The 19722-nt window shown below is 38.4% G+C and carries 26 protein-coding genes and 2 pseudogenes; 20 read left to right on the top strand and 8 right to left on the bottom strand.

What is annotated here, in order from left to right:
• Window positions 1–14: 14 nt before the first annotated feature.
• The 7 genes from holA (at window position 15) to ACORHU_RS06365 (ending at window position 5935) form a co-directional block, all read left to right on the top strand.
• Window positions 15–1052, top strand: a complete 1038-nt coding sequence (gene holA, locus ACORHU_RS06395; RefSeq protein WP_434363951.1) for a DNA polymerase III subunit delta — start codon at window positions 15–17, stop codon at window positions 1050–1052.
• A gap of 75 nt (window positions 1053–1127) precedes the next feature.
• Window positions 1128–1412, top strand: coding sequence for a hypothetical protein (locus ACORHU_RS06390; RefSeq protein WP_434363950.1), 285 nt, complete (start codon window positions 1128–1130; stop codon window positions 1410–1412).
• A 99-nt stretch (window positions 1413–1511) separates the two neighbouring features.
• On the top strand, window positions 1512–2117 hold the full coding sequence (gene sodA / locus ACORHU_RS06385) for a superoxide dismutase SodA (protein ID WP_434363949.1): 606 nt from the start codon (window positions 1512–1514) through the stop codon (window positions 2115–2117).
• 156 nt (window positions 2118–2273) lie between these two features.
• Entirely contained in the window at window positions 2274–2804 is a 531-nt protein-coding gene (locus ACORHU_RS06380) for a YutD family protein (RefSeq protein ID WP_434363948.1), read from the top strand.
• Window positions 2805–2824: 20 nt separating this feature from the next.
• A complete protein-coding gene (gene rlmN, locus ACORHU_RS06375) occupies window positions 2825–3910 on the top strand; it encodes a 23S rRNA (adenine(2503)-C(2))-methyltransferase RlmN (protein WP_000804760.1) in 1086 nt (361 codons plus the stop codon).
• The gene (locus ACORHU_RS06370; RefSeq protein WP_153196271.1) at window positions 3910–4392 is read left to right on the top strand and encodes a VanZ family protein; all 483 of its coding nucleotides are present in this window, start codon (window positions 3910–3912) and stop codon (window positions 4390–4392) included. The genes rlmN and ACORHU_RS06370 overlap by 1 nt, the downstream gene beginning before the upstream one ends.
• Before the next feature lies 1 nt (window position 4393).
• Window positions 4394–5935: an ABC-F family ATP-binding cassette domain-containing protein gene (locus ACORHU_RS06365; RefSeq protein WP_000025380.1), complete on the top strand. Its 1542-nt coding sequence runs from the start codon at window positions 4394–4396 to the stop codon at window positions 5933–5935.
• 140 nt (window positions 5936–6075) lie between these two features.
• Here the strand turns inward: ACORHU_RS06365 and ACORHU_RS06360 are convergent, their stop codons facing one another.
• The 4 genes from ACORHU_RS06360 to ACORHU_RS06345 form a co-directional block, all read right to left on the bottom strand.
• Window positions 6076–6900 (bottom strand): peptidylprolyl isomerase, encoded by an 825-nt coding sequence (locus tag ACORHU_RS06360; RefSeq protein ID WP_414339162.1) that lies wholly within the window; start codon window positions 6898–6900, stop codon window positions 6076–6078.
• Between the two features lie 304 nt (window positions 6901–7204).
• A complete protein-coding gene (locus ACORHU_RS06355; RefSeq protein WP_153196275.1) occupies window positions 7205–7429 on the bottom strand; it encodes a helix-turn-helix transcriptional regulator in 225 nt (74 codons plus the stop codon).
• A 2-nt stretch (window positions 7430–7431) separates the two neighbouring features.
• Window positions 7432–8028, bottom strand: coding sequence for a DUF3796 domain-containing protein (locus ACORHU_RS06350; RefSeq protein WP_153196277.1), 597 nt, complete (start codon window positions 8026–8028; stop codon window positions 7432–7434).
• A gap of 445 nt (window positions 8029–8473) precedes the next feature.
• A complete protein-coding gene (locus ACORHU_RS06345; protein WP_079114811.1) occupies window positions 8474–8629 on the bottom strand; it encodes a FanG protein in 156 nt (51 codons plus the stop codon).
• A gap of 28 nt (window positions 8630–8657) precedes the next feature.
• On the opposite strand from ACORHU_RS06345, the gene ACORHU_RS06340 reads away from it, so the two are divergent.
• The 3 genes and pseudogenes from ACORHU_RS06340 to ACORHU_RS06330 form a co-directional block, all read left to right on the top strand.
• Window positions 8658–9272: a CadD family cadmium resistance transporter gene (locus ACORHU_RS06340; protein WP_000615746.1), complete on the top strand. Its 615-nt coding sequence runs from the start codon at window positions 8658–8660 to the stop codon at window positions 9270–9272.
• An 11-nt stretch (window positions 9273–9283) separates the two neighbouring features.
• On the top strand, window positions 9284–9622 hold the full coding sequence (gene cadX / locus ACORHU_RS06335; RefSeq protein ID WP_153196279.1) for a Cd(II)/Zn(II)-sensing metalloregulatory transcriptional regulator CadX: 339 nt from the start codon (window positions 9284–9286) through the stop codon (window positions 9620–9622).
• A gap of 43 nt (window positions 9623–9665) precedes the next feature.
• Window positions 9666–10073 (top strand): annotated as a pseudogene (locus tag ACORHU_RS06330) (helix-turn-helix domain-containing protein); the annotation flags it as partial.
• A 682-nt stretch (window positions 10074–10755) separates the two neighbouring features.
• On the opposite strand, the gene ACORHU_RS06325 reads toward ACORHU_RS06330, so the two are convergent.
• A complete protein-coding gene (locus tag ACORHU_RS06325) occupies window positions 10756–10956 on the bottom strand; it encodes a hypothetical protein (RefSeq protein ID WP_153196282.1) in 201 nt (66 codons plus the stop codon).
• 175 nt (window positions 10957–11131) lie between these two features.
• Between ACORHU_RS06325 and rpsP the strand changes: the two genes are divergently transcribed.
• The 9 genes and pseudogenes from rpsP to ACORHU_RS06280 all read left to right on the top strand — a co-directional run bounded on the left by rpsP (window position 11132) and on the right by ACORHU_RS06280 (window position 16773).
• Complete coding sequence (gene rpsP, locus ACORHU_RS06320; RefSeq protein WP_000268760.1) at window positions 11132–11404, top strand: 30S ribosomal protein S16; 273 nt, start codon at window positions 11132–11134, stop codon at window positions 11402–11404.
• Window positions 11405–11423: 19 nt separating this feature from the next.
• Window positions 11424–11663 (top strand): RNA-binding protein KphA, encoded by a 240-nt coding sequence (gene kphA, locus ACORHU_RS06315; protein WP_000379617.1) that lies wholly within the window; start codon window positions 11424–11426, stop codon window positions 11661–11663.
• Window positions 11664–11707: 44 nt separating this feature from the next.
• Window positions 11708–12034: pseudogene (locus ACORHU_RS06310) on the top strand (MazG nucleotide pyrophosphohydrolase domain-containing protein).
• Window positions 12035–12369: 335 nt separating this feature from the next.
• Window positions 12370–13272 (top strand): DMT family transporter, encoded by a 903-nt coding sequence (locus tag ACORHU_RS06305; RefSeq protein ID WP_153196283.1) that lies wholly within the window; start codon window positions 12370–12372, stop codon window positions 13270–13272.
• A 149-nt stretch (window positions 13273–13421) separates the two neighbouring features.
• On the top strand, window positions 13422–14279 hold the full coding sequence (locus ACORHU_RS06300) for an alpha/beta fold hydrolase (RefSeq protein WP_000812219.1): 858 nt from the start codon (window positions 13422–13424) through the stop codon (window positions 14277–14279).
• A 97-nt stretch (window positions 14280–14376) separates the two neighbouring features.
• The gene (locus ACORHU_RS06295; RefSeq protein ID WP_000821029.1) at window positions 14377–15165 is read left to right on the top strand and encodes an alpha/beta fold hydrolase; all 789 of its coding nucleotides are present in this window, start codon (window positions 14377–14379) and stop codon (window positions 15163–15165) included.
• A gap of 30 nt (window positions 15166–15195) precedes the next feature.
• Window positions 15196–15714: a ribosome maturation factor RimM gene (rimM, locus tag ACORHU_RS06290; protein WP_434363946.1), complete on the top strand. Its 519-nt coding sequence runs from the start codon at window positions 15196–15198 to the stop codon at window positions 15712–15714.
• The gene (gene trmD / locus ACORHU_RS06285) at window positions 15704–16423 is read left to right on the top strand and encodes a tRNA (guanosine(37)-N1)-methyltransferase TrmD (protein ID WP_000686919.1); all 720 of its coding nucleotides are present in this window, start codon (window positions 15704–15706) and stop codon (window positions 16421–16423) included. The genes rimM and trmD overlap by 11 nt, the downstream gene beginning before the upstream one ends.
• A gap of 11 nt (window positions 16424–16434) precedes the next feature.
• Window positions 16435–16773, top strand: a complete 339-nt coding sequence (locus tag ACORHU_RS06280; protein ID WP_001196039.1) for an ATP cone domain-containing protein — start codon at window positions 16435–16437, stop codon at window positions 16771–16773.
• A 30-nt stretch (window positions 16774–16803) separates the two neighbouring features.
• Here the strand turns inward: ACORHU_RS06280 and ACORHU_RS06275 are convergent, their stop codons facing one another.
• A complete protein-coding gene (locus ACORHU_RS06275; RefSeq protein WP_001216103.1) occupies window positions 16804–17124 on the bottom strand; it encodes a hypothetical protein in 321 nt (106 codons plus the stop codon).
• A gap of 98 nt (window positions 17125–17222) precedes the next feature.
• Here ACORHU_RS06275 and ACORHU_RS06270 point away from each other — a divergent pair, with 98 nt between their 5' ends.
• Window positions 17223–17438: a YdbC family protein gene (locus tag ACORHU_RS06270; protein WP_000807422.1), complete on the top strand. Its 216-nt coding sequence runs from the start codon at window positions 17223–17225 to the stop codon at window positions 17436–17438.
• 158 nt (window positions 17439–17596) lie between these two features.
• On the opposite strand, the gene ACORHU_RS06265 is transcribed toward ACORHU_RS06270, so the two are convergent.
• Together ACORHU_RS06265 and gor are read right to left on the bottom strand one after the other, a co-directional pair.
• Window positions 17597–18133 (bottom strand): biotin transporter BioY, encoded by a 537-nt coding sequence (locus ACORHU_RS06265; RefSeq protein ID WP_000709039.1) that lies wholly within the window; start codon window positions 18131–18133, stop codon window positions 17597–17599.
• A gap of 195 nt (window positions 18134–18328) precedes the next feature.
• Entirely contained in the window at window positions 18329–19675 is a 1347-nt protein-coding gene (gene gor, locus ACORHU_RS06260) for a glutathione-disulfide reductase (protein WP_434363940.1), read from the bottom strand.
• Window positions 19676–19722 lie beyond the last annotated feature (47 nt).

Genomic DNA, 19722 nt, shown 5'->3' with positions numbered 1-19722 from the left:
AGAAAGGAGAGAGGATGCTAGCCATTGAAGAAAGTCAGAAGTTGACTTTAGCAAATTTATCGAACCTGAGCCTTTTTACAGGGACAGATCAGGGCCAGTTTGAAGTGATGAAGAGTCAAGTGTTGAAACAGATTGGTTATGATTCTGCTGACCTCAACTTTGCCTACTTTGATATGAAAGAAGTAGTTTACAAGGATGTGGAGCTGGAGTTAGTCAGTCTTCCTTTCTTTGCGGATGAGAAAATCGTGATATTGGATCATTTTGTCGATATGACAACAGCCAAGAAACGCTTTTTGACAGATGATGAGCTCAAGTCGTTTGAGGAATACCTTGACAATCCTTCCCCAACAACCAAGTTGTTAATCTTTGCAGAAGGGAAGCTGGACAGCAAAAGACGGTTGGTTAAATTACTTAAGCGTGATGCCAAGGTCTTCGATGCAGTAGAAGCCAAAGAACAAGAATTGCGCCAGTATTTCCAAAAGTGGAGCCAGAAACAAGGTCTGCAGTTTGCCAATCATTCTTTTGAAAATCTCCTCATCAAGTCGGGTTTTCAATTTAGCGAAATCCAGAAAAATCTCCTCTTTTTACAGTCCTATAAGGAAGACTCTGTTATCGAGGAAGAGGATATTGTCAACGCTATTCCCAAGACCTTGCAGGACAATATTTTTGATTTAACTCAGTTTATTCTGACTAAAAAGATGGATCAGGCGCGCGATTTGGTGAGAGACTTGACCTTGCAAGGGGAAGATGAAATCAAACTGATTGCAGTCATGCTAGGACAATTTCGGACTTTTACTCAGGTGAAAATTTTGGCGGAGTCTGGGCATACAGAATCTCAGATTGCAAGTAGTTTAGGCAGCTTTCTCGGACGCAATCCCAATCCCTATCAAATCAAGTTTGCGCTGAGAGATGCGCGAGGACTTTCCTTGAGCTGTTTGAAGCAAGCTATTTCTTATTTGATTGAGACAGACTATCAGATTAAGACAGGTCTTTATGAAAAAGGTTTCCTTTTTGAAAAGGCACTCTTACAGATTGCTAGTCAGGTAAATTGATATTTTTTGAAACTACAACCCGCGTCAAGATTATTTTGTCGTGGGTTTCTTGCTGATTTACTTGTTTTATACTCAATGAAAATCAAAGAGCAAACTAGGAAACTAGCCGCAGGCTACTCAAAGCACTGCTTTGAGGTTGTAGATAAGACTGACGAAGTCAGCTCAAAACACTGTTTTGAGGTTGTAGATAAGACTGACGAAGTCAGCTCAAAACACTGCTTTGAGGTTGTAAATAAGACTGACGAAGTCAGCTCAAAACATGTTTTTGAGGTTGCGGATGAAACTGACGAAGTCAGTAACCATATCTACGGCAAGGCGACGTTGACGCGGTTTGAAGAGATTTTCGAAGAGTATTATTAGAAAGTATTTCAGTGATTTCTTCATCTATAAGCAAAAAACTTGAAAAAAGTGGATGTTTGCGTTATCATTTTCATATAGAAAGAAAAAGAGGTATTACAGATGGCTATTATCTTACCAGATCTTCCATATGCATACGACGCTTTGGAACCATACATCGATGCGGAAACAATGCACTTGCACCATGACAAACACCATCAAACTTATGTCAACAATGCTAATGCAGCTCTTGAAAAACACCCTGAAATCGGTGAAGATCTTGAAGCCTTGCTTGCTGATGTAGAATCTATCCCAGCTGATATCCGTCAAGCGCTTATCAACAATGGTGGTGGACACTTGAACCACGCTCTTTTCTGGGAATTGATGACTCCTGAAAAAACAGCTCCATCAGCAGAACTTGCAGCAGCAATCGATGCAACATTTGGTTCATTTGAAGAATTCCAAGCAGCCTTCACTGCAGCAGCAACAACTCGTTTTGGTTCTGGCTGGGCATGGTTGGTTGTCAACCAAGAAGGGAAACTTGAAATGACTTCAACAGCAAACCAAGACACACCAATCTCAGAAGGTAAAAAACCAATCTTGGGCTTGGACGTTTGGGAACATGCTTACTATGTGAAATACCGCAACGTGCGTCCTGACTATATCAAAGCTTTCTTCTCAGTGATCAACTGGAACAAAGTAGATGAATTGTACGCAGCTGCTAAATAATGATAGTTGGAGGGAAGAATTGTTCTTCTCTTTTTAAGGTTATATTATTTTGGTCTGACAAAATCGTCAGACTTTTTTCATTTTTATGAGAAACGTGCTAACTGCTAGAAATTATGGTAGAATAAAGTATTAAGTAATCGTGGAAAAAGGATATCTATGCGAAAAGAAATTGCACCTGAATTATACAACTATAACAAGTTTCCTGGTCCTGAGTTCCATTTACACGGGGACAAGGTCGAAACGGAAGGGATAGCTTTTTCCTTGGTGGAAAATATCAAGGATGCCTTTAATGTGACGGCTTTTAATCAGCGTTTTTCAGAAGTCTTAACCAAGTTTGATTATATCGTGGGGGACTGGAGCAACGAACAGCTTCGCTTACGAGGTTTTTACAAGGATGACCGAACCGATGAAAAACTTGAAAAAATCAGTCGTTTACAAGACTACCTTTTAGAGTATTGTAGTTATGGTTGTGCCTATTTTGTCTTAGAAAATGAAGCCCCTAAGCGAGCATCATTTGACAAGAAAATGCGTAAGAAGGAAGAAGAAACACCTTCTAAAAAAGGAAAGAAATCGACTCAAACTAAACGAAAACCGAATGTAGATAAGAAAAATAGACGTCGTCAGAAAGACCAGCATTCTCAGAAAGAGGACAAGGGACAACGTCATTTTGTCATTCGTCAGAAGTGAGTAGAGAATAAGGAGAAGAAATGAAACCGTCAATTTATAGTTTAACACGCCAAACCATGCAGGAATGGGTTTTAGAGCAGGGAGAAAAAAAATTCCGTGCAGACCAAATTTGGGAATGGCTCTACCGTAAACGTGTCCAGTCATTTGAAGAGATGACCAACCTGTCAAAAGATTTGATTGCTAAGCTTAATGACCAGTTTGTGGTTAATCCCTTGAAACAACGTATCGTTCAAGAGTCTGCTGATGGGACAGTTAAATATCTTTTTGAATTGCCAGATGGTATGTTGATTGAAACAGTACTCATGCGTCAACACTACGGTTTATCTGTCTGTGTGACCACTCAGGTCGGCTGTAATATCGGTTGTACCTTCTGTGCCTCTGGTTTGATTAAGAAACAACGTGACCTCAATAATGGTGAAATCGTAGCGCAAATCATGCTGGTTCAGAAATACTTTGATGAGCGTGGTCAGGATGAACGCGTCAGCCATATCGTTGTCATGGGAATTGGTGAGCCTTTTGATAACTACAACAATGTCTTGAATTTCGTCCGTACTATCAACGATGATAAGGGAATGGCCATCGGTGCTCGTCACATTACGGTTTCAACCTCAGGTTTGGCCCATAAAATTCGTGATTTTGCTAATGAAGGAGTTCAGGTCAATCTTGCCGTGTCACTTCACGCACCTAATAATGAACTTCGCTCAAGCATCATGAAGATTAACCGTGCCTTTCCGATTGAAAAACTCTTTGCAGCTATTGAGTATTATATCGAAACAACAAACCGTCGTGTAACCTTTGAGTATATCATGCTTAATGAAGTCAACGACGGTGTAGAACAAGCCTTGGAATTGGCTGAATTGCTCAAGAATATCAAGAAATTGTCTTATGTAAACTTGATTCCTTATAACCCAGTTAGTGAGCATGACCAATATAGTCGTAGTCCTAAAGAGCGCGTCCTGGCCTTCTATGATACGCTTAAGAAAAAAGGGGTTAACTGTGTTGTTCGTCAAGAGCATGGTACTGATATTGATGCAGCTTGTGGACAATTGCGTTCCAATACAATGAAACGTGACCGCCAGAAGGCAGTCGCAGCAGTCAATCCTTAATGATGAAGAAGAGTTATAATCATGTTTTGGTCTGGGGAGTCATTTTCTATAGTATTTGTATCGTTTACTTTTGCTTTACTCCTCAAGAACATTCTCTTGTGGGGGTGGAAACTCCAGGTATTCAGCATCTTGGACGCCTGGTTTTTCTTTTGACTCCTTTCAATTCTTTCTGGAAACTGGGCGAAGTGACTAGTTTGGGACAAGTCATTTGGATTTTTTTGCAGAACATTTTAAATGTCTTCTTGCTTTTTCCTCTGATGTTCCAACTACTTTATCTCCTTCCAAACTTGCGGAAAACAAGAAAAGTGCTCTTTTTTAGTTTTCTAGTGAGTCTTGGAATCGAGTGTACGCAGTTAGTTTTGGACTTTTTCTTTGATTTTAATCGCGTCTTTGAGATTGATGATTTGTGGACCAATATCTTGGGTGGCTATTTGGCTTGGCTCCTCTATAAACAATTACATAAAAATAAGATAAGGAATTAAAATGAGTATTTTAGAAGTTAAAAATCTGAGTCACGGTTTTGGCGACCGTGCAATTTTTGAAGATGTATCCTTCCGTCTCCTCAAGGGAGAACATATCGGTCTGGTCGGTGCCAATGGTGAAGGAAAATCAACCTTTATGAGCATTGTGACTGGCAAAATGCTGCCAGATGAAGGGAAGGTTGAGTGGTCTAAATATGTGACTGCTGGTTACTTGGATCAGCACTCAGTCCTTGCTGAAGGCCAGTCGGTGCGCGATGTTCTCCGTACGGCCTTTGATGAGCTTTTCAAAGCTGAAGCTCGTATCAATGACCTCTATATGGAAATGGCTGAAGACGGTGCGGATGTTGATGCTCTCATGGAAGAAGTTGGTGAACTCCAAGACCGTCTGGAGAGTCGTGATTTCTATACCTTGGATGCTAAGATTGACGAAGTAGCGCGTGCCCTTGGTGTTATGGACTTTGGCATGGATACAGATGTAACCTCTTTATCAGGTGGGCAAAGAACCAAGGTGCTTTTGGCAAAACTTCTCCTTGAAAAGCCTGATATCTTGCTTTTGGATGAGCCGACCAACTACTTGGATGCTGAGCATATTGACTGGCTTAAGCGCTATCTCCAAAACTATGAGAATGCCTTTGTCCTTATTTCACACGATATTCCATTCCTTAATGATGTTATCAATATCGTCTATCATGTGGAAAATCAACAGCTGACGCGTTATTCTGGTGACTACTACCAGTTCCAAGAAGTCTATGCTATGAAGAAATCTCAGCTAGAGGCAGCTTACGAACGTCAGCAAAAAGAAATTGCGGATCTCAAGGACTTCGTGGCTCGAAACAAAGCGCGTGTTGCAACACGAAACATGGCCATGTCTCGTCAGAAGAAATTGGATAAGATGGATATTATCGAGCTGCAAAGTGAGAAACCAAAACCATCCTTTGATTTCAAATCAGCTCGTACACCCGGGCGCTTTATTTTCCAAGCCAAGGATTTGCAGATTGGTTATGACCGTCCACTTACAAAGCCCTTAAACCTTACCTTTGAACGCAATCAAAAGGTTGCTATTATCGGGGCAAATGGTATCGGGAAAACAACTCTCTTGAAGAGTCTCTTGGGCATTATCCCACCTATTGCTGGGGAAGTTGAACGCGGTGACTACCTAGAACTCGGTTACTTTGAACAAGAAGTAGAAGGTGGCAATCGTCAAACACCACTTGAAGCTGTCTGGAATGCCTTTCCAGCTCTCAACCAAGCTGAAGTCCGTGCAGCCCTTGCTCGTTGTGGTTTGACAACCAAGCATATTGAAAGCCAAATTCAGGTCTTGTCAGGTGGGGAACAAGCCAAGGTTCGTTTCTGTCTCTTGATGAATCGTGAAAACAATGTTTTAGTGCTGGACGAGCCTACCAACCACTTGGATGTGGATGCCAAGGATGAACTCAAACGTGCTCTCAAAGAATACAAGGGATCTATTCTAATGGTCTGCCACGAGCCAGACTTCTATGAAGGCTGGATGGACCAAATCTGGGATTTTAATAATTTAACTTAAGAATGAGAGTAAAAGAAATACAGTACCGAATGTGGGTACTGTATTTTTTAGGTTTTTAAGATTTAATACTCTTCGAAAATCAAATTCAAACCGCGTCAACGTCGCCTTGCCGTACTCAAGTACAGCCTGCGGCTAGTTTCCTAGTTTGCTCTTTGATTTTCATTAAGTTTAAAATCGTAGTCTTTCACCACTTCGATGCTGTCGATTGTGATAGCAGTAGTTGGCTTGTCTTTTTCATCTTTTTCTGCTTTAGCAATCTTATCCACAACATCCATACCGTCAATCACTTGACCAAAGACTGGGTGTTTACCATCTAGACTAGGGTTTCCACCTTCTTTGTAGGCCTCGATGATTTTCTTTGGATACTTGCTTGTAGGGAGTTTAGCAGAGGTATCTGTAGAGTTTTGGTTGATGAAGAACTGGCTACCATTGGTGTTTGGTTGACCAGTATTAGCCATAGCAAGAGCACCACGGATGTTATAGAGATAAGGAGTAATCTCGTTTTTGAAACCAGTTCCCTTGTCTTTGGTCTTATCCTTGTCATGCCAGATGGACTGACCACCTGTACCGTCCCCTTTTGGATCTCCGGTTTGGACCATAAAGCCATCGATGACACGGTGGAAGGTAATGCCGTTATAGTAGCCTTCTTTGGCATGAGTGAGGAAGTTTTCAACCGCTAGAGGAGCGAGTTTAGGGAAGAGTTTGATACGGATATCTCCTTGGCTTGTGTAGAGAATCACTTCAGCCTCGTCTTCAGCAACTTCTTTAGATAGTTGTGGGAAATTGGCGTTTTCGTTTGTTAAAGCATCGTTTAACTCCTTGGCAGATTGGGCTGCTGCTTTGGAGCTTTCCTCAGCGGCCAAGCTAGAATCTACATAGTCATCACCACGCAAACTACGTTGGATACTGCTACATCCAGCAAGGGCAAAAGTTGAGATTAATAGAAGTGTTACTATTTTTTTCATGGGAATCCTTTCAAAAATCATTTCTACCATTGTACCCTAAAAGGAAGTGGATTTCAAATGTTAGTGACAAGACAGTTTAAGAGGAAGCCAACCTGAAAGTCGCTTGTTTAGAGGTATCAATACCATAAGTGTACTCGAAGTATTTAGGAAACCAGATCTTAAGAAAGCTCGTAAAGCATTACAATTAGTAAACGTTAATTCGAAAGAATTACTATATTTTAAAAGAGCACATTTTCAAAGGATTTTTTCTTTTGGCTTCAATTCCTAATTAATCAATGAACTTAATACTAGGTCTCGAAAAGAATTATGCTTCCTCGTTCTGTCTGAGTTCAAAGAGGTCTTCTACTTTCAGATTAAAAACTTGAGCAATTTTAAGAGCCATTTCCAGCGAAGGGTTGTAACGGTTATTTTCCAAGTGCAGAATTGTCTCGCGTCGCATGCCGATGAGGTCGGCTAACTCCTGCTGGGTCATGCCTGTGGACTCACGAACAGATTTGAGATTAGTAATAATCTTGCTTTCTTTGACCATGCTTATCCTCTCCGTTCCAAGATAAAATAGACAACCGCAAAGATGAAAATCAAGGCAGCTATGCTAATAAAGATCTGGCCCATGTAAAGCGTGAGAGACCCTATATATCCAATGCTAACTGCTAGAATCATCAGTGCGCCTAGTATAAAAACAAACATCAAGCTAGCTGCCTTGGCTAAATTAGTATAAAAGCGTTCGTCCGGAGTTTCCTTGACATTTTTAAAACAGAAAAAGCCAAATACAATCACTTCAATAACGAGGCCAATCCCCAAAATCCATTCTCTAATACCAGAACTTTCGCTTGGGGTCGCAACCCAAATCCCTACTGTATAAAAAATGCTTGCTGCCAACACAAGTATCGTGTAAAGCTTAGCAGACAAGTCAAAAATAGTCTTTCCCTTATCTTTCTGAATTTTATGAGGCCGTGGTTTCGTATGTAGCCAGCTACAAATAGCTACAATTTGACCTGACACTGAAATACCAGTAATAACTAACTTGGGTCCCCAACTAAGATTAGAACCAAATAAAACAATAAAATCAATAAAGAGAGCTACGGCAATCATTGCAATGAGGCCACGCATTTTTTGACTTTTTTTCATGATAGACTCCTTTTTTGTGTTATAAATATATAACACTTAAATTTTATGTTATAAATATATCACATTCAAATTTAGAAAGCAAGAATTTATGTGCCAAGGTGGCAATTATTTGAAAAATTTTTTTAATAAAAGCCCTCGATAGTCAAACAACTAAAGAATTCTTTGAAGCAATGCATCGGATTTGGTTTGGATAGTTTCGTTAATAATATTTTATGATAAAAATTTTTTGGAAAATCTAGATACTGTATGAATCTCTACTTTTTTTCTTAGACTGTTATAAAGTTTGTCAGAATAAGCGTTATAGGTGTAGAAGTTAATTTTTACAGAGGTTAAGTAAGGATTTCAGTACACGTCAATAGATGTCAAAATACTGATTTTAAGCGATTTTTGATTTTTGGAAACTCATTATATCGCACTACAAATCAATAAAAACTCTACCTTTTACTCAACCCTTTTTAGATAAATATATCATCTGGATATTGAAGTTAAGCCCTGCTGTCATTTCGATGGCAGGGCTTTTTAATATTTGGTACACTAACTTCTTATCTATATTTTGGTGGATTTTAAGTTGACATCTACAAAGTTTAATGTTAGAATACATTCAAAAATATATTTGAATGAGGTGTTTTATGATTCAAAATGTTGTTACTTCAATAATCCTGTATTCTGGGACAGCCGTAGACTTACTTATTATCCTAATGTTATTTTTTGCCAAAAGAAAAAGCAGAAAAGACATCATTAACATCTATTTAGGACAATTTCTAGGCTCTGTTAGTCTAATATTGCTAAGTTTGCTTTTTGCATTTGTCTTAAATTATATTCCTAGTAAAGAGATTTTAGGTTTACTCGGTTTGATTCCAATTTTCCTAGGCCTCAAAGTTTTGCTTTTAGGAGATTCTGATGGAGAAGCTATTGCAAAAGATGGTTTGCGAAAAGACAATAAAAACCTGATTTTTCTAGTCGCTATGATTACTTTTGCAAGTTGTGGCGCTGACAATATTGGTGTCTTTGTCCCATATTTTATTACCTTAAATTTAGCGAATTTGATAGTGACTTTACTTACTTTTCTAGTCATGATTTATCTCTTGGTTTTTTCTGCCCAAAAATTAGCACAAGTCCCTTCTGTTGGAGAAATTTTGGAAAAATATAGCAGATGGTTTATTGCCGTTGTCTATTTAGGATTGGGGATATATATCCTGATTGAAAATAACAGTTTTGACATACTGTGGACTATATTAGGCTAGGAGAAAATATTATGAAAAAAGATAGTATCTGCCAAGTGAATGTTATAAATCAGCAAAATATTACAACCGCAACGAACTATCTTGAAAAGGAAAAAGTCCAAAAATCACTTCGCATTTTAACAAAATTTACCGATAATAAGCAGATAAATATCATCTTCTATCTTCTTGCTGTTGAAGAACTCTGTGTCTGTGATATAGCCTGTTTACTAAATCTCAGTATGGCATCTGCCTCCCACCATCTTCGTAAACTAGCCAATCAAAACATCTTGGGCACTAGAAGAGAGGGGAAAATTATATATTATTTTATAAAAGATGAGGAAATCAGGGATTTTTTTAATCAACTAGGATAACAACTATTTTTACTACTTTTCCATGATTCTAGGGAGCTACTCTATGAAATTTTTTGATGAAAATTACTCACAAGAAATACATACTCGTATCAAATCTTTAAGAGAAAAATATAATTTAAAGCAAAGCTACCTAGGTAATGCAGGTCAAGTTAGCCAAGTTGAAAAGAAAAAGCGACAAGTTACCGCTTCAATATTGCTTTATTTGAATACTCAAACCGACTTGGACTATAAAGAAATTATTTTTAGAGATATTGCCAAGTTTGTTGAAAATCTGTTTTACCACTGCTTCAGCTCTATTATATTTAGAGATTTAGAAACTGTAAATAAAAGAATGAATTCTTTGTCGGATGATGACTTAATTTCTATACAATCTAGCTGTCTTAGACTTTCCAAGACATTCGCAAATTTCAATATTCAAAGAAAAAAATTTTTGATTTCTGATGAAACTGAAAAAATTATCCATAATGGCAAAAAGGTCATTAAAAAATCAAAAAATATAAATCAATTTCAACAACAATGGACACATACGCCGAGTTAGCACCGCAAAGAAAGTTAGAATCTGTTAATCTTTATATCGATAAGATTGCTGAACTAACGCAATAACTACTCTACCATTCACTCTACCTTTTATTATGTAGCATTCTAAAAACATTGATGTACCAACGTTTATAACAGCTAAAATAGAAATTATTTAATCTTTTACAGACCTAAACTATTCCCCGATTTAGAATCTATTAATTCATATTTTATAAATTAATTAGTAGATATCGTTCTTAAAAATCCTTGATATTTCGCTGTTTTTAGTCTAATTGAAATCTATACTTTCCAAACCAGATCTTAAGAAAGCTCGTACAGCTAGCCGCAGGTTGTTCAAAGAACTGCTTTGAGGTTGTAGATAAGACTGACGAAGTAAGTAAGCATACCTACGGCAAGACGACGTTGACGTGGTTTGAATTTGATTTTCAAAGAGTATTATGGTTCACACCATGGGGTGTTTTTTGATGATTTTAAGCAAAATTCATACCATTTAATTGAAAGTTATTTAAATTAGATGAAAATTTGTTTTCTGAAAAAGTGGGAAAACATTGATTTTAAGCGAATTTTGAATCATATTCGAATGGGAGTTTTTAAAATCATGTTTCGGTGGTAAAAGTTCCAAACTGTATTCTCCATAGTAGAATGATATCACCTGCCAGCAAATCATCTGCCAATAAGTCCATATTTCGTTTGGGAACTGGCTTAGGATTTAGGAGCCAAGTATCCAAATCACGTTCAGGCGATATGAAGGGTTTGAGTTGATGGTCTTTATAAAATGTTTCTATAATAGTATTCATGACATTCTCTTTCTGTTGTTTCTTTAAAATTACAACAAATTTCTAAATGGTTTAAAAATTTAATAGTCTGTCAAGTTTTTTTCTTGACACCTGTCAGAAATCTGATATAATAGAACATGTGCTAAATAGCTCAGCTATTTCACCGAAATAAAAAATAAGAAAAGAGACTTTAAAAATGGCAGTTAAAATCCGTTTGACTCGTATGGGTTCTAAGAAAAAACCTTTCTACCGTATCAACGTAGCAGATTCACGTTCACCACGTGACGGACGTTTCATCGAAACAGTTGGAACTTACAACCCACTTGTTGCTGAAAACCAAGTAACTTTGAAAGAAGACCGCGTTCTTGCATGGTTGGCTGATGGAGCTCAACCTTCAGATACAGTACGTAACATCCTTTCAAAAGAAGGCGTATTGAAAAAATTCCACGATTCTAAATTCTCAAAATAAGTTTAAAGTAGGTTGACAGATGGATACGATTGAAAATCTCATTATTGCGATTGTGAAACCCTTGATTTCACAACCAGATGCCTTAACTATCAAGATTGAAGATACACCAGAGTTTTTGGAATATCATTTAGATCTTGATCAAAGTGATGTGGGTCGTGTAATCGGTCGTAAGGGTCGCACTATTTCTGCGATAAGAACGATTGTCTACTCTGTCCCAACTGAAGACAAAAAAGTAAGAATCGTTATTGACGAAAAATAAGAAGGGCGGGACGAATGTCTCGCTTTTTTTGCAAGGAGCAGGATATGAAGGATTTAACGTTTAGACAATTACAAGACTACTTACTGGAACATTACTAGCAGTCTCGGACTGAGGAAGGTCTCTTTATGAAGTTAGTGGAGGAAGTCGGAGAAGTAGCTGAGGTTTTTAATGGTCGTTCTGGTCGAAAAGAGGGCGTTCAGGATTCTAACGAGGAACTAGCAAAAGAACTGGCTGATGTCATTCACTACACCGTCGCAAGCGCGGCTATCAACCGTATTAATCTTACCAAGACTATCTTTGAGAAAGATAAAACAGCAGCCATTAAGTACCAATATGAACGAGATTTGGAAGGTTTTTTAGAGAATTTCTAAGAGAATAAGAAATAATTTTTTTCTTATAAAGAAGATTTCACCTATATTGGTCTAGCTAGTAAATAGAAAACAATGAAACTGGCAGTTTATATTATCAAAGTAAGGAATTTCCAAGAGGTAGACAAGCTAGAACTTGTGAGATAAGAACGAGAAAAGCAGATCAGACTTGCCGAATCCTTTTTAGGCAATGAAAAAGATAAACGGTGAAAGAAGGCATAAAATACTAATCCTAGAAATAGCATCTAGGATTTTACTATGGTAAAATGGAAAGACAGTCTCAAAAATTCTAGTCAATCAATCTTGAGAATAGCTATTTTTAAAAGGAGTAACAGTCTATGAACGAGAAAACAAAAGCATACCTAGCTGCCTTATCCTTTTCAGCCATCATTGGTTTTTCTTTTTTATTTACTAAGATTGCTTTAGGCTATGCCAGTCCTCTCACAAACTTAGCGCATCGCTATACAATCGCAGCTTTAGTAATGGTCGTTCTTCATCAAACCAAACTTATTAAAGTGAGTTTAAGTAGAAAAGATATTCTTTCTATTCTTCCTATGAGTCTTTTCTATCCTCTTCTCTTTTTTATTTTTCAATCCTTTGCTTTACAGTATATATCGTCTTCTGAAGCTGGAATTTTACAGGCTCTTGTACCGATTTTTACGCTCCTTTTAGCATCGGCCTTTCTCAAGGAAAAGACAAGCTTGCTTCAAAAGTTCTTTTTATTTTTATCCGTAGCAGGAGTAGTTTTCATCTTCCTTAGTAAAGGAGATAACTTTGGTACTGAGACTGCTAGCTTTGGCTTTCTCTTGATGTTGGGATCTGTTCTCTCCAATGCAATAAACAATATCCTCAGCAAGGCTAAAGGAGGTCGCTATCGGGCCATGGATATGACAGCTGTTGTGATATTTGTTGGCTTCGTCACCTTTAATACGCTGAGTCTGACCTCGCACTATCTAGAGGGGAACATATTAGCCTACTTTGCGCCGTTTGGACAGCTGCCCTATCTGCTTTCCATTCTCTATTTGGGAATTTTAGCCTCTATCGTTACTGGTAGTCTCACTATCTATGCTATTGTTCGACTTGGAGCATCAACCGTCAGTGTCTTTGGTAATCTTGGAACAGTTTTAACCATTCTAGCCGGAGCCCTTATCCTCCATGAACCAATTTATAGTTACCATGTGATCGGAGCCACTATGATTATTGCTGGAATTTTAGGCATGAATCTGATGAGAAAAAAGTAAAGATTGCTTAGCAGTCTTTTTCTTAATCTAAATGATACAGAAAATTCAAAATTTTTAATGTAATCAAGTTTAGAAAATGATGATTTTAATATAGCATGATAAAATAGATAAAAAGAATGATACTAGGATAGAGAGGAGAGAGTGTAGAAATGAAACAAAATGATATAGCTGAAGCTATTGCTTTTTATAACAGAAAACCTGAGATTTTGGTACGTCACATTATACCAGTCTTAGATTGTGACTTGACTGTTTATCATCGCCCTGGAAGCTCAAGTAAAGGACACATTATTTTTTATCATGGAGCTTGCGGCCGTAGTCAGATGTGGGCCTACCAGTATGATGCTTTTGAAGGATTTGACCTCTACTTTGTCAATGTTAGAGGACAGGGGGAATCACCTATGAAAGTTGGCCTACCTGACCTGGAAGGCGCTGTTCAAGATGTAGATGCTATTTTGTCCTATTTCCAGTTGGATAAGGTGATATTGGTCGGACATTCTTGGGGAGGAAATCCACTTCAAGAATACACCTATCGTCATCCAAATCGAGTTCTAGCCTTGGTCATGGTAGATAGTTGGGGACAGCATCGTTACCTATCAGATAAAGAGAGAAATCGCATAAAATATAGTTCTCTTATGTATAAAACGGTTCCTTGGAAGATGATTGCAGATAAGAACTCAAAAATGTGTACAGATAATCCTATCACAAGAGAATTAGTCAAGACGGCCATTATAGAAACTGGGCGAGATGTTTTTTTGAATCTTGGAATCACAGGTTTTTTGGCTGTCCATGAGATAGAAGGTTATCATGGAAATCCTCCCATGCTATTAGTAAGAGGTGAAAACGATTTTCCCAAACACCTAAAGAAAATCTATGATGATATCATTGCTCTAAATCCCAATGCGCGTCAAGTAACGATTTCAGACAGCAAACACCAACCGATGAATGACCATCCTGAAGAGTTTAATCAGCTTATTGGTGAATTTTTTGAAGATGTAGTAGGCCCGTAAGATAGGATCTATCCAACTTGTGAAAATCCTTGGAACGTGATAAAATAAAGGATAAGGATTTTTAATAATTCATTATATAGAATGAGTGGATTTCTTTATGAAGAGGATTGAAGTATCTACAGAAATTGGTAGTCTCTCTGTTACTTATCAAAAGCAAAAGAAAATGCTAGTTTGTTTAAGTGGTGCAGGTTTGCTACCGAGTTATGAAAATTTTTCACTTATACTTGAAAAACTTCCTCCTACAATTGGTTATTTGACAATTGATTTTCCGAACACAGGTAGGAGTCCGGTTCATGATCAAGCTGGAAAAAATCTAGATAATCTTGCAGATGCGGTTTATAAAGTACTTGAAGAATTGGCGATTTCTGAATATATACTTTGTGCACATAGTTTGAGTGGAATCTTAGCTTGCAAGTTGCTCAATAAACCAATTAAGTGTCAGGCTTTAGTAGCAATTGAACCGACAACTAAAAAAGTCATGTTTGCTGATTTTTCAGAAAATCCTTATCCAGAAATGGAAGATCAGATGAGGCTGATTGACGAGTGTGGTCCTGAACTTTATTTTAAGAGCTTAACTCAAGAGACATTTAGCCCTGAAATTAATAAAGAAGTCTGGGAATTAATGCAAGAAAAAAGCTCAGAGTTGGAAAATCAAGATTCAGAATTTCAGATATCTGGAGAGATTACTGAGGAAGATTTTGAGAATTTATCGATAGAAGCTTATGCCCCTGTATTTATTTTTTGTCAGGCTTATAGAGAAAAAGAGTACAGAGAATCAGAATATTGGACTTCCAATACTAAACTCATTTTAGGAGGGAATCACCATTATTTACAATGGTCAGAATCAGAAAAAATTGCGACTATTATTCGAGAATTGTCAGAATAAGATGGAAAGAAGGAGAGTACAGGAGACAAGATGAACTACTTTAATGTTGGGAAAATCGTCAATACGCAGGGCTTGCAGGGTGAGATGCGAGTCTTGTCTGTGACGGATTTTACAGAAGAACGGTTTAAAAAAGGGGCTGAGCTAGCCTTGTTTGATGAAAAAGATCAGTTTGTCCAAACAGTGACTATCGCTAGCCACCGTAAACAGAAGAACTTTGACATTATTAAATTAAAAGATATGTACCATATCAATGCTATTGAAAAGTACAAGGGATACAGTCTCAAGGTCGCTGAGGAAGATTTGAATGACCTAGACGATGGTGAATTTTATTATCACGAGATTATCGGTTTGGAAGTCTATGAGGGTGATAACTTGATTGGAACCATCAAGGAAATCCTACAACCAGGTGCTAACGATGTCTGGGTGGTCAAGCGAAAAAGTAAACGTGACTTGCTCTTGCCTTATATCCCACCAGTGGTTCTCAATGTTGATATTCCAAATAAACGGGTCGATGTGGAAATCTTAGAAGGGTTAGACGATGAAGATTGATATTTTAACCCTTTTTCCAGAGATGTTTTCTCCACTGGAGCACTCAATCGTTGGAAAGGCTCGAGAAAAAGGGCTCTTGGATATCCAGTATCATAACTTCCGAGAAAATGCTGAAAAGGCTCGTCATGTCGATGATGAGCCCTACGGAGGCGGTCAGGGCATGTTGCTCCGAGCGCAACCTATTTTCGATGCCTTTGATGCTATTGAAAAGAAAAATCCGCGCGTCATTCTCCTAGACCCAGCTGGCAAGCAGTTTGATCAGACTTATGCTGAGGATTTAGCTCAAGAGGAAGAGCTAATCTTTATCTGTGGGCACTATGAGGGTTATGATGAGCGTATTAAGACCTTGGTGACAGATGAGATTTCCCTGGGCGACTATGTCCTCACTGGTGGTGAATTGGCAGCCATGACCATGATTGATGCGACGGTACGCCTGATTCCAGAAGTGATTGGCAAGGAGTCTAGCCACCAAGATGATAGTTTTTCTTCTGGCCTTCTTGAATACCCTCAGTACACACGTCCCTATGATTATAGAGGCATGGTTGTGCCAGATGTACTGATGAGCGGGCACCATGAAAAGATTCGTCAGTGGCGCCTGTATGAGAGTTTAAAGAAAACCTACGAGCGCAGACCGGATTTGCTTGAACATTATCAACTGACAGCAGAAGAAGAAAAAATGCTGGCAGAAATCAAAGAAAACAAAGAATAAAGGAGAAACCTATGCAAGTAATCAAACGTGATGGAGAAATTGCTGAATTTAATCCAGATAAGATTTACCAAGCTATCTTAAAGGCAGCTCAGACTGTCTATGTATTGACAGATGATTTGCGTCAAAACCTTGCACAAGTCACTAAGAAAGTGGTTTTGGATTTGGAAGAAGCCAAGGTGGAACGTGCTACCATCAGCATGATTCAGTCTTTGGTTGAACATCGTTTACTGGGAGCAGGTTACATTACTATCGCAGAACACTACATTTCCTATCGTCTACAACGTGACTTGGAAAGAAGTGGTTATGGAGATCACATCGCCGTTCATTTACATTTTGAACAAGTTCGCTAAGAAAAAAGAGTGGGATGAAGCAACTACATCTCACTCTTTCTTAAATCTATTTTTTTGGGCTGTTTGGACAGTTGAAGGGACAAATCGTAGGCGTTGAATATCGCTTATGCGGATAATACGGGTCACATTTTTGGCGAAATTTTTCACGATAATTTGTTGGCGTTGGTGATCGTATTTGATGATATCACCTGTAAAACTTGTCTCAGATAAGATAAGGTGAACAGCGGTTTGTTTCTGGATAGCCTCTTCAATAGTGGCTGTAAGGGAGTTGGTTTCAGTCTGGTCAGGTTCTTCATGTCCATTTAAAAAGTCATGTATTTTATCTAGAACTTGCTGGAATTTATGTCTCATATTGGCCTCCCTTCTTTTATATCAATATTATATAAAATTTTCCTAAAATCTACAAGATTTTACGAATAATCAGATAAAAGCTAAAAAAGGAGAAGAAAATGGCAGAATTTACATTTGAAATCGAAGAGCACTTGTTGACTCTTTCTGAAAACGAAAAAGGTTGGACCAAGGAAATCAACCGTGTGAGCTTTAATGGTGCCCCTGCAAAGTTTGATATTCGTGCTTGGAGCCCAGATCATACTAAAATGGGCAAAGGAATTACTCTCTCTAATGAAGAATTTCAAACCATGGTGGATGCTTTTAAAGGAAACTAATACTCTTCGAAAATCTCTTCAAACCGAGTCAGCTTCGCCTTGCCGTACTCAAGTATAGCCTGTGGCTAGCTTCCTAGTTTGCTCTTTGATTTTCATTAAGTATAAGTTTTCAAAATGAAAGAAAAGGATATTGAGTTATGACAACTCGCTATCCTTTTTTAGTTAGTAAAGTAAGACTGATTTTTAAGGCGTTGAAGTAGTGGACGGCTAATAATACTAATAGCAATAATTTTACCAAAATCTGGTATGATAAAGGGAAATACCCCCACAACAAGAGCTTTTTCAAATGGCATTCCAGCTAGGAAATGCAAGCCAATGATTCCACCGACAAAGACAAGGGCATCACCCAAGAGGTTTGCAAGAAAAATCTTGACAACTCCACTCTTGCTGTTAGTTATGGAAGAAGTAAGTCCAGAGTATACAAGATAAAACCAAAGATAACCTGCAGTAGGACCAACCAAAGCATGAAATCCAGCTCCACCTCCTGCAAAGACAGGAAGACCGATAGCACCTAGAAGAAGATAGAGTCCAACAGAAAGTACAGCCTCTCTCGGTCTAAAGACAGTAGCAATCAAGCCGATTGCAAAGTTCTGCAGAGTGAAGGGCACAGGTCCAATTGGAAGACTGATTTGTGCCAAAACAGCAATGAGAGCAGCCCCAATAGCAGGGATAGCATAAACGTGAGCTTTTTTCATAATAGTTAACCTCTTTTCTGATGTATAGTAACAATTATACTCGTAGAGGAATCATTGTCAACCGATTTTTAAAAACAAGGTAACAAAAGCTGTAACGGCCGATTTTGCTTACTGATTAAGTTGGATAATTGTTTTGTTGATTCGAAGACATTAAAAAAGAAGCAGACACATTTGTATCAGCTTCTTTTATTTCGATTAACGCATAGTTACAAATTCTTCAGATGCAGTTGGGTGAATCGCTACGGTTGCATCAAAGTCTGCCTTGGTTGCTCCCATTTTGATAGCAACAGCAAATCCTTGAATCATTTCATCAACACCATAGCCAATTCCATGAAGTCCGACAACTTTTTCTTCTGAACCAGCTGTGATCAATTTGAAACGAGTTTCTTGACGGTTGCAAGTGCAAGCAGAGTACATAGACGTAAAGCTTGATTTGTAAACCTTGATTTGGTCTTGACCGTATTCTTTAATGGCTTGTTCTTCTGTCAAACCAACCGTTCCGATAGCAGGGTGTGAAAAGACAACAGTTGGAATAGTTGAGTAGTCCATTTTTGCAGTTGTTTTTCCGTTAAAGAGACGTTCAGATAGGGTACGCCCAGCCTTGATTGCAACTGGAGTTAGTTCTTTTTCGCCCGTTACATCACCTAGAGCGTAGATTCCCTCAACAACAGTATTTTGGTATTCATCCACTTGGATAAAGCCACGTTCGTTTAAAGTCACTCCAGCTTTTTCAAGTTGCAAGCCCTTAACGTTTGGACGGCGACCTGTAGCCCAGATAACTTGGCTAGCTGTGTGACTAGTACCATCTTCGAAATGAATGGTAATTCCTTCAGCAGTTTTTTCTAACTTGATAGGGACTTTGTGAGTATGAAGTGGCAAGTTTGTTCTTTCCATTTCATTTACCAAACCTTCAACGATGTAAGAATCAAAACCACGTAAAGGACGATTGCGGCGAACAAAGAGGTCTGTCTTGACACCAAAAGTGTGGAGAACGCCAGCCAATTCAACGGCAATATAACCCGCGCCTAGAATAGCAACTGACTCTGGAAGTTCTTCCCAGGCAAATACATCATCAGAAGAGCCACCTAGTTCAGCACCAGGAACGTCTGGAATACTTGGATGGGCACCAGTAGCAATCACGATATGTTTAGCACGAATCAGTTCACCATTTACGCTAACAGTATGAGAATCTACAAATTCAGCATGGCCTTCAATCAAGTCTACACCGTTGCGTTTAAAACTGCCATCATAAGAAGAACGAGCGCGATCGATGTAAGCTTCACGATTGCGACGTAGGGTTGCAAAGTCAAAGTTAAGATCAGTAGTCTTAAAGCCGTAGTCTTCTCCAAATTGATGGAAAGTTTCAGCGATTTGCGCCCCGTACCACATGATTTTCTTAGGAACACAGCCGACATTGACACAGGTTCCACCTAATTTCTTTTCCTCAATAACGGCCGCTTTGGCCCCATGTTCACCAGCACGGTTCATGGTAGCAATTCCTCCGCTACCTCCACCAATAGCAATGATATCGTATTCTCTCATTGAAAACTCCTTTGTACTCTTTTAAATAATAGAGTGTCATTTTTTGA

Origin of the sequence: Streptococcus sp. KHUD_015 (assembly GCF_051106265.1) — a bacterium.
In the GTDB taxonomy this organism is placed as follows: Bacteria; Bacillota; Bacilli; order Lactobacillales; family Streptococcaceae; genus Streptococcus.
Note: the sequence above shows the minus strand (reverse complement) of the source record. Positions and strands in the feature narration are given on the sequence as shown.

Bases quoted from the DNA above. Each gene is read 5' to 3' on its own strand.
- ACORHU_RS06280 (WP_001196039.1), top strand. From the start codon at position 16,435: ATGCAAGTAATCAAACGTGATGGAGAAATTGCTGAATTTAATCCAGAT.
- ACORHU_RS06350 (WP_153196277.1), bottom strand. From the start codon at position 8,028: ATGAAAAAAAGTCAAAAAATGCGTGGCCTCATTGCAATGATTGCCGTA.
- kphA (WP_000379617.1), top strand. From the start codon at position 11,424: ATGGATACGATTGAAAATCTCATTATTGCGATTGTGAAACCCTTGATT.
- rimM (WP_434363946.1), top strand. From the start codon at position 15,196: ATGAACTACTTTAATGTTGGGAAAATCGTCAATACGCAGGGCTTGCAG.
- ACORHU_RS06355 (WP_153196275.1), bottom strand. From the start codon at position 7,429: ATGGTCAAAGAAAGCAAGATTATTACTAATCTCAAATCTGTTCGTGAG.
- sodA (WP_434363949.1), top strand. From the start codon at position 1,512: ATGGCTATTATCTTACCAGATCTTCCATATGCATACGACGCTTTGGAA.
- cadX (WP_153196279.1), top strand. From the start codon at position 9,284: ATGAAAAAAGATAGTATCTGCCAAGTGAATGTTATAAATCAGCAAAAT.
- ACORHU_RS06305 (WP_153196283.1), top strand. From the start codon at position 12,370: ATGAACGAGAAAACAAAAGCATACCTAGCTGCCTTATCCTTTTCAGCC.
- ACORHU_RS06300 (WP_000812219.1), top strand. From the start codon at position 13,422: ATGAAACAAAATGATATAGCTGAAGCTATTGCTTTTTATAACAGAAAA.
- ACORHU_RS06265 (WP_000709039.1), bottom strand. From the start codon at position 18,133: ATGAAAAAAGCTCACGTTTATGCTATCCCTGCTATTGGGGCTGCTCTC.
- ACORHU_RS06345 (WP_079114811.1), bottom strand. From the start codon at position 8,629: ATGTATTCTAACATTAAACTTTGTAGATGTCAACTTAAAATCCACCAA.
- ACORHU_RS06275 (WP_001216103.1), bottom strand. From the start codon at position 17,124: ATGAGACATAAATTCCAGCAAGTTCTAGATAAAATACATGACTTTTTA.
- ACORHU_RS06380 (WP_434363948.1), top strand. From the start codon at position 2,274: ATGCGAAAAGAAATTGCACCTGAATTATACAACTATAACAAGTTTCCT.
- trmD (WP_000686919.1), top strand. From the start codon at position 15,704: ATGAAGATTGATATTTTAACCCTTTTTCCAGAGATGTTTTCTCCACTG.
- rlmN (WP_000804760.1), top strand. From the start codon at position 2,825: ATGAAACCGTCAATTTATAGTTTAACACGCCAAACCATGCAGGAATGG.
- ACORHU_RS06370 (WP_153196271.1), top strand. From the start codon at position 3,910: ATGATGAAGAAGAGTTATAATCATGTTTTGGTCTGGGGAGTCATTTTC.
- ACORHU_RS06325 (WP_153196282.1), bottom strand. From the start codon at position 10,956: ATGAATACTATTATAGAAACATTTTATAAAGACCATCAACTCAAACCC.
- ACORHU_RS06270 (WP_000807422.1), top strand. From the start codon at position 17,223: ATGGCAGAATTTACATTTGAAATCGAAGAGCACTTGTTGACTCTTTCT.
- gor (WP_434363940.1), bottom strand. From the start codon at position 19,675: ATGAGAGAATACGATATCATTGCTATTGGTGGAGGTAGCGGAGGAATT.
- rpsP (WP_000268760.1), top strand. From the start codon at position 11,132: ATGGCAGTTAAAATCCGTTTGACTCGTATGGGTTCTAAGAAAAAACCT.
- ACORHU_RS06340 (WP_000615746.1), top strand. From the start codon at position 8,658: ATGATTCAAAATGTTGTTACTTCAATAATCCTGTATTCTGGGACAGCC.
- holA (WP_434363951.1), top strand. From the start codon at position 15: ATGCTAGCCATTGAAGAAAGTCAGAAGTTGACTTTAGCAAATTTATCG.
- ACORHU_RS06360 (WP_414339162.1), bottom strand. From the start codon at position 6,900: ATGAAAAAAATAGTAACACTTCTATTAATCTCAACTTTTGCCCTTGCT.
- ACORHU_RS06365 (WP_000025380.1), top strand. From the start codon at position 4,394: ATGAGTATTTTAGAAGTTAAAAATCTGAGTCACGGTTTTGGCGACCGT.
- ACORHU_RS06295 (WP_000821029.1), top strand. From the start codon at position 14,377: ATGAAGAGGATTGAAGTATCTACAGAAATTGGTAGTCTCTCTGTTACT.
- ACORHU_RS06390 (WP_434363950.1), top strand. From the start codon at position 1,128: ATGAAAATCAAAGAGCAAACTAGGAAACTAGCCGCAGGCTACTCAAAG.